General features: G+C 67.4%; 13 protein-coding genes. 5 read left to right on the forward strand and 8 right to left on the reverse strand.

Annotation, left to right across the window (positions count from 1 at the left end):
• Positions 1–60 precede the first annotated feature (60 nt).
• The 4 genes from WS57_RS18120 to WS57_RS18135 form a co-directional block, all read right to left on the reverse strand.
• Positions 61–507: a DoxX family protein gene (locus WS57_RS18120; protein ID WP_059513656.1), complete on the reverse strand. Its 447-nt coding sequence runs from the start codon at positions 505–507 to the stop codon at positions 61–63.
• Position 508: 1 nt separating this feature from the next.
• Complete coding sequence (locus WS57_RS18125; RefSeq protein ID WP_059513652.1) at positions 509–2,398, reverse strand: amidohydrolase; 1,890 nt, start codon at positions 2,396–2,398, stop codon at positions 509–511.
• A gap of 19 nt (positions 2,399–2,417) precedes the next feature.
• Positions 2,418–2,585, reverse strand: a complete 168-nt coding sequence (locus WS57_RS18130; RefSeq protein WP_009692709.1) for a DUF1427 family protein — start codon at positions 2,583–2,585, stop codon at positions 2,418–2,420.
• 168 nt (positions 2,586–2,753) lie between these two features.
• A complete protein-coding gene (locus WS57_RS18135) occupies positions 2,754–3,440 on the reverse strand; it encodes a hydrolase (RefSeq protein WP_059513649.1) in 687 nt (228 codons plus the stop codon).
• 311 nt (positions 3,441–3,751) lie between these two features.
• Between WS57_RS18135 and WS57_RS18140 the strand changes: the two genes are divergently transcribed.
• A complete protein-coding gene (locus WS57_RS18140; RefSeq protein ID WP_009692707.1) occupies positions 3,752–4,030 on the forward strand; it encodes a XapX domain-containing protein in 279 nt (92 codons plus the stop codon).
• A gap of 210 nt (positions 4,031–4,240) precedes the next feature.
• Positions 4,241–5,149, forward strand: a complete 909-nt coding sequence (locus tag WS57_RS18145) for a LysR family transcriptional regulator (protein WP_059513646.1) — start codon at positions 4,241–4,243, stop codon at positions 5,147–5,149.
• A gap of 72 nt (positions 5,150–5,221) precedes the next feature.
• Here WS57_RS18145 and WS57_RS18150 read toward each other — a convergent pair whose 3' ends face one another.
• Both WS57_RS18150 and WS57_RS18155 read right to left on the reverse strand, forming a co-directional pair.
• On the reverse strand, positions 5,222–6,685 hold the full coding sequence (locus WS57_RS18150; RefSeq protein ID WP_059513644.1) for a mechanosensitive ion channel family protein: 1,464 nt from the start codon (positions 6,683–6,685) through the stop codon (positions 5,222–5,224).
• Between the two features lie 367 nt (positions 6,686–7,052).
• Positions 7,053–8,852: a winged helix-turn-helix domain-containing protein gene (locus WS57_RS18155; protein ID WP_059605272.1), complete on the reverse strand. Its 1,800-nt coding sequence runs from the start codon at positions 8,850–8,852 to the stop codon at positions 7,053–7,055.
• A 468-nt stretch (positions 8,853–9,320) separates the two neighbouring features.
• Between WS57_RS18155 and WS57_RS18160 the strand changes: the two genes are divergently transcribed.
• The gene (locus tag WS57_RS18160; RefSeq protein WP_009692702.1) at positions 9,321–9,962 is read left to right on the forward strand and encodes an HD domain-containing protein; all 642 of its coding nucleotides are present in this window, start codon (positions 9,321–9,323) and stop codon (positions 9,960–9,962) included.
• 39 nt (positions 9,963–10,001) lie between these two features.
• Here WS57_RS18160 and WS57_RS18165 read toward each other — a convergent pair whose 3' ends face one another.
• Together WS57_RS18165 and WS57_RS18170 are read right to left on the reverse strand one after the other, a co-directional pair.
• Positions 10,002–10,427: a DUF3331 domain-containing protein gene (locus WS57_RS18165; protein ID WP_009692701.1), complete on the reverse strand. Its 426-nt coding sequence runs from the start codon at positions 10,425–10,427 to the stop codon at positions 10,002–10,004.
• Between the two features lie 321 nt (positions 10,428–10,748).
• A complete protein-coding gene (locus tag WS57_RS18170; RefSeq protein ID WP_059605461.1) occupies positions 10,749–12,329 on the reverse strand; it encodes an MFS transporter in 1,581 nt (526 codons plus the stop codon).
• An 83-nt stretch (positions 12,330–12,412) separates the two neighbouring features.
• Between WS57_RS18170 and WS57_RS18175 the strand changes: the two genes are divergently transcribed.
• Together WS57_RS18175 and WS57_RS18180 are read left to right on the forward strand one after the other, a co-directional pair.
• Complete coding sequence (locus WS57_RS18175; protein WP_059513640.1) at positions 12,413–13,429, forward strand: HlyD family secretion protein; 1,017 nt, start codon at positions 12,413–12,415, stop codon at positions 13,427–13,429.
• On the forward strand, positions 13,426–14,853 hold the full coding sequence (locus WS57_RS18180) for an efflux transporter outer membrane subunit (RefSeq protein ID WP_069244664.1): 1,428 nt from the start codon (positions 13,426–13,428) through the stop codon (positions 14,851–14,853). Before WS57_RS18175 ends, WS57_RS18180 begins: the two co-directional genes overlap by 4 nt.
• Positions 14,854–14,860 lie beyond the last annotated feature (7 nt).

The following is a 14,860-nucleotide window of genomic DNA, read 5'->3' on the forward strand; positions in this document are numbered from 1 at the left end:
ATGCTCGCGGGCGGGTTCGGGATTGAATCCGCGTCCCGTTTCGACCGGCCGGACCCGCGATCAGGCGCGGCGCCCCGCCTCCCCGCGTTGAACGTCACCCAGCACGGTGACGAGGACGAGCGCCGCAATCAGCCCGAGGTGCTCGAAGAAGCTGTTGAGCGCCATGAAGCGCGCGACGCCCGTCTGGTTCCAGAAGTCGTTCGCCACCAGCATCGCGACGAGCGTCAGCATGCCGAGGCCGCCGGCGCCGAGCCACGTGAAGCGGCGCAGCACCACGCAAAGCGAACCGCCGATCTCGACGACAATCGCCAGCGCCGCCCACAGCGCGGCCGGATGCAGGCCGAAATGCGCCTGCTCCGCGATCGCGTCGTCGAAGTGCAGTGCCTTGTCGACGCCGCCGATCAGAAAGGCGGATACCAGCGCCAGTCGGACCAGTGCGCCGACCCACGGCTGAGCAAGCAGGACCCGGATCCATCCGGGGCTGTACTGGCCGGTTGTCGTCGACATCTCAGACAGCCCAGCACGAACAGCCGAACGCGCCCCAGAAGCCCTTCGCGTCCGAGGTCGGCAACGCACGGCTCCACGCGCTCGCATGCGCATGCCCGTGCAACCCGCACGCGGTCGCGCAGCCGCACATCGCCGCGGCCGCCGCGCGCTGCAGCGGCGCGCCGTTGCGCTGCGTCGCGCCCCAGCCGCCATAGCCGCCGTACTCGCGCACCGGCGACCAGTCGGGCATCGCGGGCGGAATCGGCGCGTCGTGCGACGCGAACGGGCCCGCGCCCCACACGATCCTGCCGCCGACCACCGTCAGCAATGCGGTCGTGCCGGCGATATCGTCCGCCGCGCACGCGAAGAAATCGCGATCCGGGACGACCAGGTCGGCGAGTTGCCCGACCGCGATGCGCCCTTTCCGGCCTTCCTCGTTCGAGAACCACGTCACGTACTCGGTCCACATGCGCAGCGCCGTCTCGCGATCGAGCAGGTTGCGCTGCGGATACAGACGCAGCCCGCCGACCGTCTTGCCCGTCACGAGCCACGCGAGCGACACCCACGGGTTGTACGACGCGACGCGCGTCGCGTCGGTGCCGGCCGAGACCTTCAGCCCCTTCGACAGCATCTTCGCGACCGGCGGCGTCGCCTCGGCCGCCTGCGCGCCATAGCGCTCGACGAAATACTCGCCCTGGTACGCCATGCGATGCTGGACTGCGATGCCGCCGCCGAGCGCGGCGATCCGGTCCATCGATTTCTCGGAGACGGTTTCCGCGTGATCGAAGAACCAGTTCAGGCCGGCCAGCGGAATGTCCTTGTCGACTTTCTCGAACACGTCGAGCGCGCGGCTGATCGTTTCGTCGTAGGTCGCATGCAGCCGCCACGGCCAGCGGTTCTGCGCGAGCACGCGCACGACGCCTTCGAGATCGTCTTCCATCTGCGCCGGCAGGTCCGGGCGCGCGACACGGAAATCCTCGAAGTCGGCCGCCGAGAACACCAGCATCTCGCCCGCGCCGTTGTTGCGGAAATAATCGGTGCCGTCGTGATACTTGACGCTCTTCGTCCAGTTCACGAAGTCTTCCTTCTCCGCATTCGGCTTCTGCGTGAACAGGTTGTACGCGATGCGGACCGTCATTTCGCCCGCGTCGTGCAGCTTGCGGATCACCTCGTAATCGTCGGGGTAGTTCTGCGAGCCACCGCCCGCGTCGATCACGCCCGTCACGCCGAGCCGGTTCAGCTCGCGCATGAAGTGGCGCGTCGAGTTGTACTGGTATTCGAACGGCAGCTTCGGCCCCTTCGCGAGCGTCGCGTAGAGGATCGTCGCGTTCGGGTTCGCGAGCAGCAGGCCGGTCGGATTGCCCGCGGCATCGCGCAGGATCGTGCCGCCCGGCGGCTCCGGCGTGTCCTTCGTATAGCCGACCACGCGCAGCGCGGCCGCGTTCAGCAATGCGCGGTCGTACAGGTGCAGGATGAACACGGGCGTATCGGGCGCGGCCGCGTTGAGCTCGTCGATCGTCGGCAGGCGCTTCTCGACGAACTGATGCTCGGTGAAGCCGCCGACCACGCGCACCCATTGCGGCGCAGGCGTGACCGCGACCTGCCGTCTCAGCATCTCCATCGCGACCGCGAGCGACGGCACGCCGTCCCAGCGCAGCTCCATGTTGTAGTTCAGGCCGCCGCGAATCAGGTGGCAGTGGTTGTCGATCAGGCCGGGCAGCACCGTTCGGCCGTCGAGGTCGACGATCCTGGTCTCACGACCGGCGAGCGGCATCACGTCGGCGTCGTTGCCAACCGCAACGAAACGGCCAGCGGCAATCGCGACGGCCGTCGCGGCCGGGTTCGCACGGTCGAGGGTCGTGAACCTTCCGTTGTGAAGGATCAGATCCGGTTGGGACTCGGTTGCGGTCATAAACGTCACCTCGTTTCGATCAGAAGCCAAAAAGCTGTTTGACGGCGGGAATGGCCTGCACGCCGATCACCATGCCGAGCAACCCGACAAGGGCGATCAGCGGCGGCGCCGGAGAGCGGACCTTGATTGCGCTGTAAATCACACCGATCAGCAAGCCCGCGCCAAGGGAAACCAGATAAGGTTCCATACGATCCATTTCTCGGACAGGTAGGAAGGCAGGTCGTACGCGCCGGCAATCGCGCCGCGAGCGGCAGCCGCGAATCGATCACGCGCCGCCGCCCGCGATTCAGGTCGGCCGATGCCGCGTGTCCGCATCGGGCACGTCGCATCGGCATCGACGGTCGCAACGACTGCGTTACTTCGCCGGGACCGGCGGGATCGATTCGTGCGGCGTCGCGGTGCGCGGCGCGGCCTTGTGCACCATCGTGTACGCGTAGTCGACACCCATCCCGTAGGCGCCCGAATGTTCCTTCACGATCGCCATCACCGCGTCGTAGGTTTCGCGGTGCGCCCAGTCGCGCTGCCACTCGAGCAGTACCTGCTGCCAGGTGACCGGCACCGCACCGGCCTGCACCATCCGCTGCATCGCGAAGTCGTGCGCGTCCTTCGACGTGCCGCCCGACGCGTCGGCAACCATGTAGATCTCGTAGTCGCCTTCGAGCATCGCGCAGAGCGCGAACGTCGTATTGCAGACTTCCGTCCACAACCCCGACACGATCACCTTCTTGCGACCGTTCGCGGCGAGCGCGTCGCGCACCTTCTGGTCGTCCCACGAATTCATCGACGTGCGTTCGAGCGTCTTCTGGTTCGGAAACACGTCGAGCAGTTCGGGATAGGTGTGGCCGGAGAAACTTTCGCTTTCCACCGTCGTGATCGTGGTCGGGATATTGAACACCTTGGCCGCCTTCGCGAGCCCGACGACGTTGTTCTTCAGCACCTGCCGATCGATCGACTGCACGCCGAACGCCATTTGCGGCTGCTGATCGATGAAAATCAGCTGGCTGTTATGGGGGGTGAGTACTTCAAGCTTCGGATTGCTCATGACGGTCGTGTCCTTTGACGCGGGGGAAATAGAGAGCCTGCCTCGCCGGCGATCCGGGAGGCGGCCAACGCGCTGGGCCGGAAGGTTTGCCTGCCGGCCGCTGCAATTCAAAACGCGGATTTATGGTATCGCCAACCAATCAACTCGACGAATAAAATCGCCCAAGCAATTCCTTAAAAGTTCTTAAAAACATCCCATTTAATGAACAGCCCGAAAAAGGCCTGATACGCTAGACAACAACTTCAAGATCGCAATCCGATCGGTATTTGCTCGTATTTTTCACACGGTAGTCATTCGTTCATAGCCGAATTATGAAAGCGTATATTTCTTCGCTGCTGGCCGGCGTTCTTGCCGGCCTCGTTTACTTCGTGATCGGGGTGGCGTCGCCGGCTCCGCCGACCATCGCGCTGGCCGGCCTGCTCGGCATTCTCGCGGGCGAGCAGATTCTGCCGATCGCCCGCCGGATGCTGTCGGGGATCCGCTTGAAGGCCGCGTGGAGCGACGCGCAGTGCAGCCAGCACATGTTCGGTCCGCTGCCGGGCGGCCACGCATCCGATGCGGCGAAGAAGCGTCGATCGACGCCGGTGTGACGCGCGTCGACCGAATTCGGCGATTCGAGGAAACGGAAATGCTGGGGCGCGACTGGCGGGCCGGCCGAACTCGCGGGCGTGGCACGCTGCGATCGGCGCGAAGCGGCATGGCGCCTGCGGCCCCGCTGCGGGATGAATTATTCTGAATCGTATTGGACCAAGCGGTGCGTGGCGATAACATGACAGCCCGACGCCATCGTGGAATCCATCATGAAGCTGTCATTCGAAGCACTCGAAGCGCTGGACGCGATCGACCGAACCGGCACGTTCGCCGAAGCCGCGGAGCTGCTGCATCGCGTGCCGTCCGCGCTGACTTACCTCGTACAAAAGCTCGAAGGCGACCTCGGCGTCGCGCTGTTCGACCGCAGCGGACGTCGTGCGAAGCTCACGCACGCGGGCCGCGTGGTCGTCGAAGAGGGCCGCCGGCTGCTGCATGCGGCCGAACAACTCGAACTCAAGGCGCAGCGCGCCCAGCAAGGCTGGGAAACGGAGCTTCGCCTCTGTATCGACGAGATCCTGCCCTTCGAAGCGTTGTGGCCGTATGTGCATACGTTCTACGGACTCGAGATGGACACGCGCTTGCGCCTGTCCACCGAAGTGCTCGGCGGAACCTGGGACGCGCTGATTTCGCGCCGCGCGGATCTCGTCGTCGGCGCGGCCGGCGAGCCGCCGGAGCTGCCTGACATCGTTGCGCGGCCGATCGGTACGCTCAGACACGTGTTCGCCGTCGCGCCCGATCATCCGCTCGCGGCATTGCCCGAGCCGCTGTCGATGGCGTCGGTCGTCGAGTATCGGGGCGCCGTGATCAGCGATACCTCGCGCGAACTGCAGCCGCGTTCGATCGCCATCGACGCCGGGCAGCCGTATCTCGCGGTGCCCACGCTCGCCGCCAAGCTGGCCGCGCAGTGCGAGGGGCTCGCGGTCGGCACGCTGCCGGAGTGCATCGCGGCGCGCGCGATCGCGCAGGGCAAGCTCGTCGCGCGCCAGGTCACCGGCATGCGCGACACGACCCATTGCTATATCGCATGGCGCGGCGACGAGGCCGGGCGCGCGCTGCACTGGTGGGTCGAGCAGCTCGCGCGCCCCAACCTCGTCGACCGGTTCACCGCGCTCGCCTGATGCCGTCGCGCGCGAGCCGCGCACGCCGATTGCACCGATCGGCACGCACGCTTCCGTCATGCTGCGGCCGCGTCAACCGAACGACTCGTGAAGGCGCTTCATCTCCTTCTCGAGCCACTCGATCAGCTTGAACGACGCATGCGCCTGCGCGGCCGGCGGAATCATCATCCGCTCCTCGGTCGCGATGTGCTCGGTCAGCGATTCGCACATCAGGCGCCCGAGCTCGGGTTTTCTCGCAATCAGCGGCGACAGGTCGCGGCTGCTCAGCTGATAGGCCGTCACGGTGGTCACCGCGTAGACCGTCGCATGCAGTTGCGTGCCGGCCAGCACGACGGACTGACCGATCGCGTCGCCCGGCGCCATTCGCCTGACTTCCTTGTCGCCGGTCGCGGCCGGCACGAACACCGACGCAACGCCGGACCCGACGATCGTCAGCAGGCGCGCATCGGAATTCGACGCATAGATCGTCTCCCCGGCATGGAATACGCGCGACGCCAGCGCATCGGCCAGCACCGCCAGATCCTCGTCGTCGAGCTGCCTGAAGAGCTCGACCGCGTGCAACAGCCGCTGACCGCGTAATACCGGCCGGTGGGCTGCACCCGTCCCACCGAGCGGGCGCAGCGCGATGTCCGCCGCTGCCAGATGCCGGTGGGCGAGATCGTAGAGCCGGTTGCGTACCCTCAACTTTTTTTCGAGCGCGTCGACGTAACAGACGAGTTCATATTCGACGGAGTTGGTCCTGAATGCCTTGACGACCGAGACCGGCGCGGGACTCGTCAGCACGTCGAGCGAACTGGCGGCAGCGCGGTCGAGCGCGTCGACGACGATGGCCGGCCGCACCGCCGGATCGATCTCGATGGTCAGCGTCACGCCGTGCACGCTCGCGGGTTCGCTCAGGTTGACGATCGTCGCCTTCGCCGCCGCGCTGTTCGGCACGACGACCAGGTTGCCGAGGCTGTCGATCATCTTGGTCGCGCGCCAGTTGCTTTCGACGATCCGCCCTTCCAGAGCGCCGATGGCCACCGTATCGCCGAGCCGAAACGGCTGGGTGGTATTCAGCACGAGGCCCGAGAACACGTCGTTCAGCGTGTTCTGCACGGCCAGGCCCAGGATCACGGCCATCGCGCCCGACGTCGCGACCACGCCGCTCAGCGGCAGGCCCAGCAGGTTGCCCAGCGCGGCCACCGCAGCCGCGCCGAACACGATGCCGGCGGCGATGTCATGAAACAGCCGCTGGGTACGCCATGCGCGCGGCAACAACAGGCGGTCCAGCATCAGGCTGAACACCAGCGCGCACTGCAGCCACCACGCGACGCCGATCGCCTGGATCGCCAGCCGGTCGAACCGGTCGGGCGATGGCGGAACCGCGAGCGGGCTCACGCCGGTGGCAAACAGCACATAGGTCAACGCGGCGAACGACACGCAGCGCCAGACCGCCTTCGTCGTCGAACGGCCGGCCCCGAGCAGCCGCCATGCGGCGAGATCGGCAACGACGATCGGTGCGCCGTAAACGACCGTGGCGGACAGGTTCAGCATGCCGAAACAGGTCGCACGCGCGTTGCGAGACAGGCCGGAAGTCCGAGCGATCGCATGGCGCGGGTTACCGGCGCCGGCGAGCGCGCGCCGGCAGCGTATCGGAAGTCATCAGGGCGGACTGGACAGGTTTCATGCGGTCATCGTTGGTTGACGTGCGAGGCCGCCGCGGCGACCCAGGCGCCGACCGGCACCCCACGCTGGCATGCGGGCGTCGCGACACCTCGACGGGCGACGGTGCGCCGATGTCGGCCCGCCCGCATGCGCGCGCGAAGCACCGATAGTCCCCGTGCATGCAATGTAGACGTACCAATCGACGCCGTCCTGTGTTCAAGCTGAAACGTTCTGAACTCGCGGCGGCCGCGCGAGATCAGGGCTCGCGCGGCGGCTCGGCCTCGCCCCCCTCGAACCCGAGCGCGTGCACTTCCGACCATGCGTCGTGCGCGACCTGCGGCGGCCCGGCGGTATGCGCGAGCGCGGCGGCATACGCGGCCAGCAGACGCACGCGCGCATCCACGAGTGCGCGCGTGTCCGTCATATTGCGCATCGCGTCGAGCGCCGTGCGCGCCCGTTCGCGACACTCGTCCACGAGCGACAGGTCGAACAGGCATGGCACCGCCACCGCCGCCAGCGCAATGCCGACCTCAGCATTGCCGTTCGGCGAAAACGCCCAGTCGAGCGCCGCGCGCAGATTGCCGAGTTCGCGCCGGACCACTTCGCGCCGCGATTCGGCGCGCGGCCCGTCACCGCCGTTGCCGGCGCGGGACGCGAGCCTGAACAACGCAAGGAAATAGTTCGCATGCGCGAGTGCCGCGGCCGCGCATTCACCGTTGTTCTCGAGCTGCTGCAGCGCGTAGGCACGCGTCGTCGTCAGCAGCCGGTAGCGCGGCGCGTCGTGCGCGCCGTCGAGGCTGAGCAGCGACTTCGCGACGAGGCTGCCGATCGAGTCGAGCAGTTCCGCATCGGACAGGCCCTTGGTGCCCACGATATCGCGCACCGCATCGATCGAGAAGCTGTCCCGGAACACGCCGAGCCACCGGAGCAGTCGGCGTTCCGAATCGCCGAGCAGGCGGTAGCTCCAGTCGTACATCGCCTGCAGCGTCTGGTGACGCGGCAATGCGGTACGAAACCCGCCGGTCAGCAGCCTGAAATGGTCGTCGAGATGTGCGGCCAGCACATCGATGCCGAGCACCGCGGCGCGCGCGGCCGCGAGCTCGATGGCGAGCGGCAGGCCGTCGAGACGCCGGCATACCGCCGCCATCAGCGACACGCTGCGTTCGTCGAGCGGGAAGCGCGGGTCGGCCGCGCGCACGCGCGCCGAGAACAGCTGCACTGCACTTGCGTTCAGGATCTCGGCATCCCCCGCGTCTTCGCCGGGGACCTCGAGCGGCGGAATCGGACACAGCCGCTCGCCCTGGACACGCAGCGCCTCGCGGCTGGTCGCGAGCACGCACAGGCCGGCGTCGGATTCGGTCAGCGCGGTCGCGATCTGCGCGGCGGCGTCGAGCAGATGCTCGCAATTGTCGAGCACCAGCAGCATCCGGCGATGCGCGACGGTATCCAGTACCGCGTCGAGTGTCAGCGAGCCGGCCGGCTGAACGATGCCGAACGCGCCCGCCAGCGCGTCCGGCACGAACTGCGGACACGCGACGGTGGCCAGCGACACGAACGCGGCGCCATCCGGAAACCTCGCCTCGGCCCGCATCGCCGCTTCGAGCGCGACCCGCGTCTTGCCGATGCCGCCCGCGCCCACCAGCGTCACGATCCGCGCGCTGTCGACCGCGGCCAGCACCTCGGCGACGGTCTGCTCGCGGCCGACCAGCGCGGTCGGCGCGGCCGTCAGCCGCGACGCCGCAGGACGCACGGGCGCGGCGCTTTCGACCCGGCCGCCGACCAGCCGGTAGCCGCGCCCGGGCACCGTGATGATCAGGTTGCGGTCGTCGCCCAGTGCCTTGCGCAGCGCGGCGATATGCACCTGCAGGTTGTTTTCCTCCACGATCGTGTGCGGCCACACGCGCTGCATGATTTCGTCTTTCGATACCAATGCACCGTTCGCCCGAATCAGCAGTTCGAGAATTTCGAATGCGCGGCTGCCGACGCGCAGCAGCTTGCCGTTCGCGCGAATTTCACGCCGGTCGAGAAAAACGTGAAGGGTTCCAATCCGGATCATGGGAATTTTTAAACGACTTCATTCATTGATGCCCTGTCAGAAATGACACCGGTTTGATGCACATGCTACGGCATTTACCGATTCAATTGATTCAAATTATCAGAACCCACTGAGCAAATTTTTTGAATCGATGGAAACCGCGGGTAGCGGCCCTTCCCATGGTGCATGGCGGGACACTCCGGGAGCGTCCGGCATTTTCAATTCGCGAAATCGAGGTTCATCCATGAATCGATTCCACTGACTTTATTCGGCATAGTTAATCGAATTGACGGATGAATCGTACACAGTTGCACTCAGGTAAAAACGACTTGAGATGCACGGCTGGACTGATTCCCGAGGCAGCGATCGGCCGATTTTCCGTTCAGAAAAATTCAGGTTCGGCTCAAGACATTCAGCGGCGCGACGCGCGACCATCTTCCGACGCCGTCAGCGTCAAGCGACCGCCGCCACGCCGCGAGGAACACGATCATGGGCACCCGTATCGCCGGCATCCGGATTCCCGACGGCCCGATGGCGCGCGAGGCCGCCGCGATCGTGCGCGCCAGCGAACCAGAACTGCTGTTCCGCCACGCGATGCGCGTGTTCGCGTTTGCATCGATCCTCGGTCGGCGTCGCGATATCGCGTTCGATGCCGAACTGCTGTACGTCTCCGCGCTGTTCCATGACTTCGGCCTGACCGAGCGCTACCGGCATTCGCGCCAACGCTTCGAGATCGACGGCGCGAACGCCGCGCACGCGTTCCTCGACGCACACGGCGTCGCCGCCGACGATGCGGCGGAGGTCTGGCGCGCGATCGCGCTGCATGCGACGTTCGGCATTCACCCGTACATGACGCCATTGACGATGCTGCTCGGCGCCGGCATCGAGACGGATCTCTTCGCGCGTCATTTCGACGAAGTGAGCCGCTCCGCACGCGATGAAATCCTGCGCGCATGGCCGCGCGGCCCGGGTTTCAAGGAGTTGTTCCTCGAGGCGCTTGGTGCGGGAATCGCCCATCGCCCGGCGACTGCGTTCGGCAACGTCTGCGCCGACGTGCTCGAACGTTGCGACCCGGACTATCGTCGGACGAATTTCTGCGGCCTGGTGCTCGGCTCCAAATGGATCGACTGAGTCCGCCGCGCCGGGCGGCCCCCGGCCGATCGTTCCAGCTCATGAACTGGCGAACCGGATGACGAACCGGTCCAGTTCGGCCGCGAGGATCATCTCCCGATAGTTCGCCGGGCGCTTCGCTCCGCGCCACTGCGGCTTATAGATCGCGTCACCGGGACGAATCGTCATGCCGGTCAGCGCGCAGCGCCCAAGCGCGCGCGACCTGGCGCTGATCCAGCGCTGCTCGTCGTACCGGCAGCGCGTCGGGTCGCTCCACGACACCAGCACCGATGAGTCGGTCTGCCGCTCGGTCGCGACGATCGCGCAACGGCGGCGCACGTCGCCGCTCGACGCAGGCGGCGGATCGTCACGATAGCGGCGGCGCGCGGCGACCGGGTCGCGCAGATTCGATGGTGCACCGCAGCTTGCAGCGGGCGACGGGGCGAGGAGCGTCATCACGTGCTCCCAGCGATTGAATGCGTCCATGGCGGCGGATCCAGGCAAGTGGCACAGGCCGGACTGGTCGCACCGGCTCGCATCACGATAGTCATCCGCCGACGCGCGCCCCCGACCACGACCATGATCGCGACCGGACCGCGACGGGATGACCTGATGCTGACGATAACCGAGCGCCGCTGAAGAGTCTTGATTCCGGGGCTTAATTTTTCTGGTCAGCCCGAGCGGTGCCGCACCGCCATCACGCCGGCGCGCTTTTAGCCTGTTTCAGGACACTTCAGGCCGCCGCCATTCCATTGCGGTGCACGCCCTCGCTAAGATCGTCGATGCATGCCGTCCGGCGTCGGGTGTTCACTGCACACGCGCCGGCCTCAGCAGCAATCCGATCAACACGCCCGCAGCCGCGAAAGCCATCGCGACGCGAAAATTGTCGGCCAGCGCGAGCGTGGTCGCCTGGACGCGCACCGCCCGGTCGAGCAGTGCATAGGTCGCCTGATCGCCGGTCGCGAAGGTCGCGCCATGCGACACGAGCAATGCCGCACCGGCACGCAGGCGCTCCAGCGTTTGCGGATCCGACCGCGTAACATGCAAACCGACGAGATTCGAATGGGTAGCTTCCATGATGCGCTGGATCACCGCGATCGAAGTCGTGCCGAGCTGCCCGCTCAGCAGGCGCGTCGTCTGCACGACGGCGCCGAACGTCAGCGCGTGCTCGGCCGTCACATGCTTGCCGAAAAAGAACACGACCGAGGTGAGCGCCATCGTCTGGCCCAATGCCTGCAGCAATTGCGACGGAATGAAGTCGGGTTCGGCCCATACGGGCGTGAGGCGCGCGCCGAGCGCGAAGGCGACTCCCACCATCGCGAATCCGGCCACGATCAGCCGGCGCGGATCGACGCGCTGCAACAGCCAGGCCACGCACGGCGCGAACAGCAGTTGCGGCATCGCGATCCAGCGCAGCGTATCGCCGATCTGAAGCGGGCGAAGCCCGTAGGTGCTCGCGAGAAACGCCGACGGAATGAAGCTCGTGTTGAGCACGGTAAAGCGAACGAGGCCGACGAGCAGGATCAGCAGCGCGACGTTGGGCAGCGCGAGATAGCCGAGATCGAGGCCGGCTCGTCGCGACGCCAGTTCGTGGATCAGGAAGGCGGCCACCATCACGATACCGATGGCCAGCAGCGTGACGATCAGCGGCGACTCGAACCAGAACAGCCGCTCGCCCTGATCGAGCGCGATACAGAGGCACGCGAAGCCGCCGGCGCCGAGCAGCATGCCGCGCATGTCGATACCGGCTGCGAAGCGCCTGATCGGCTCGGTGGACAGCGACAGCAGCAGGCAGACGATGAACGGCACGGTCAGCAGCGCGTTCTGCCAGAACAGCCAGCGCCAGCTCAGGTGTTCGCTGTACCACCCTTCGAGCGTCGCCGACAGGTTCAGCGACATCTCGAGGTTCATCGCATAGGCGGCAATGCCGAACGCAACGAGCCGCGGCGGCAGCGTGCGCACGACGAAGCCGACGGTCAGCGGCACGAACACGCCGGACGCGCAGCCGGCCACGCTCTGCAGCGCGATGAACGTATTGAAGCGCGTGCACAGCGGCAGCACGCTTTCGACCACCAGGAATACTGCGGCGCCTGCCAGCAGGACGCGCCGCGTGCCGAACACGAAGGCCGCGGCGATCGCGAGCGGCCCGACGAACATCTGCGCTGCGGTGAACGCCGTGTTGATCCACGCGCCCTCGTCGAACCCGACGCCGAGCGCGCCCCGTATGTCGGCCAGCCCGAGCGACGTGATGCGCGACGTCAGCGTCGAGATGATCGCGCCGAGCAGCACGGCCGCGATCGCGGCGATCGAACGAAATGTCGGGATGTCGGAGGCCGGCGCGGCTGCCGGCCCCTGTGTCGCGCCGGCGGGGGCGAATGTGGTGTCCATCGTCGAGCGGCTCCCGTGCATGAGGCTCGCGCAAGCATAGCGCGATGTGACGAAACCCGTCTGTTCGATGGAGTATCCCGACCGTGACCACCCCTTCGCAGGACACGCCCGCGCGGTCGCGCCGATGGCCGATCGCGCTGATCGCCGCAAGCGCTCTGCTGCTCGTCGCGCTGCTGCTCTATGAATTCGATGCGCACGATCGCGGCACCGACGACGCGTACGTGACGGGCCACCTGCACGTGATCTCGCCGCGCGTGGCTGGCACGGTCGAGCGCGTGCTGGTGAACGACAACCAGTTCGTGCACGCGGGCGACCCGCTCGTGCAGCTCGATCCGCGCGATTTCGACGTGCGCGTCGCACTGCAGCGGGCACGCGTCGCGCAGGCACGCTCGGAGGCAAGCCGCGCCAGTGCGCTGGTCGAGCAGAGCGACGCGACGCTCGTATCCGCGCATGCCGACGCGGAAAAGGCCGAGCTCGACTACGCCCGCGCGCGCGAGCTGACCCGCGAAACCCCACGCGGGCTGTCGCAACAGGAATTCGATGCCGCCAATGCGGCGCGCACGTCCGCCCGCGCCCGCATCGACGCGGCCCGAGCGCAGCGTCGCAGCGCGCAGGCCGCGCAGCAGGCCGCCGACGCCGTGTCGAACCAGAACGATGCCGAGTTGCGCGATGCGGAGCTGCAGCGCCGGTACACGACCGTCGTCGCGCCGTCCGACGGCTATGTCGGCAAGAAGACCGTCGAGACCGGCGAGCATGTCGCGCCCGGCCAGGCATTGCTGACGCTCGTCGAACCGCATCCGTGGGTCGTCGCGAACTTCCGCGAGACCCAGCTCCGGCATGTGCGGGCCGGCGACGCCGTGCGCCTGCGCTTCGACGCACTGCCGGACCTGAGCTTCGCAGGGCACGTCGACAGTCTGTCACCCGCGACCGGCGGGCAGTTTTCGCTGTTGCCGCCCGACAACGCGACCGGCAACTTCACGAAGGTCACGCAGCGCGTGCCCGTCAAGATCCTGCTCGACGGCCCGGCTGCGGCCGAGCCGCGCATTCGGCCGGGCCTGTCGGTCGTCGTCACGCTGCAGCGCAGCCGCGAGCTGCCATGAAGCGGATCGTCGTCGCGCTGCTTGTCGCCGGCCCGCTGGGCGCGTGCACGATCGCGCCGCAACCGCTCACGCCCGTCGCGGTCGGCCACGACCGGTTCCGCCATGCGGATGCGCCGGGCGAAGCAGCGCTGCCGCTCGCGGAATGGCCCGCGTCGTTCGGCGACGCGTCGCTGGTCGCGCTCGTCGACGCCGCGCTCGCCGGCAACGACGACATCCGCGCCGCCGCAGCGCGCGTCGATCAGGCGCAGGCGCTGCTCGGCGTGCGAGAAGCCGCACTGGCGCCGCGCGTCGGCGTCGCGCCGTCATTCAGCCGCGCGCGCGTGTCCGGCACCGTCGACAACGCGTTGCCGAAACGCACGATGCACAACTGGTCGGTGCCCTTCGCCGCCAGCTACGAAGTCGATTTGTGGGGGCGCCTGCGCGGCGACGCGGAAATCGGGAAGCAAAACGTACTGGAAGCCGCGGCGGATCGCGCGGCCGTTCGGCTGCGCGTCGCGACCGAGGTGGCGAGCGACTATCTGACACTCCATTTCGTCGAACAGGATCTCGCCACGCTCGCGCGCGCGATCGAGCTGCGCCGCACCGCGCTCGACGTAATCGCCGCACGCGTGCGGGCCGGCGCCGCCGGCGATCTCGACGCATTGCGTGCGGCGGCCGATCTCGATACGGCCCGCGCCGATCTCGCGGACAGCCGGCGGCTGCGCGAAAACCTCGTCGACGCACTCGCCGCACTCACCGGGGCGTCGCCGACTGCATTCACGATTGCGCCGACTGTGTCTGCGATCCGGGTACCGACCGTGCCGCCCGGACTGCCGTCGTCGCTGCTCGCGCAACGGCCGGACGTCTATGCGGCGGCGCGGCGCGTCGACGCGGCGTCGCTCGAAATCGGCGTCGCGCGCACTGCATGGCTGCCGACCTTGACGCTGACTGCCCAGGGCGGGTTCGCCAGCCGCGACCTCGGCACGTTTCTCGCCCGCAACAGCTCGCTATGGAGCCTCGGCGCGAGTGTGGCGGAAACGGTGTTCGACGGCGGCAAGCGCGACGCCGCGGTCGCAGCCGCGACGGCCGGTGCGCAACTCGCCGATGCGAACTATCGCGCGACCGCGTTGCGCGCGCTGCGCGAGGTGCAGGACGCGCTCAACGATATTGCCGCCGAGCGTGAGCGGATCGTGCGCTACGACAATGCGGCGCGCGCCGCCGAAGCCGCGGCGCGCCTGTCGCTGAGCCGCTACGGGCACGGCTACGTCAGCTATCTCGAGGTGATCGACGCGGATCGCGATGCTTTGAATGCGCAACGCCAGCTGATTCACAGCCGTCAGTCGCTCGCGATCGCGACGGTCAACCTCGTGCGTGCGCTTGGCGGCGGATGGACGGCGCCGGCAGCGACCGCGGCGAACGTGGCCGACCGCACCGGGCGGTTCTGAAAAGATC

It is taken from the genome of Burkholderia pseudomultivorans (genome assembly GCF_001718415.1).
Lineage (GTDB): Bacteria > Pseudomonadota > Gammaproteobacteria > Burkholderiales > Burkholderiaceae > Burkholderia > Burkholderia pseudomultivorans_A.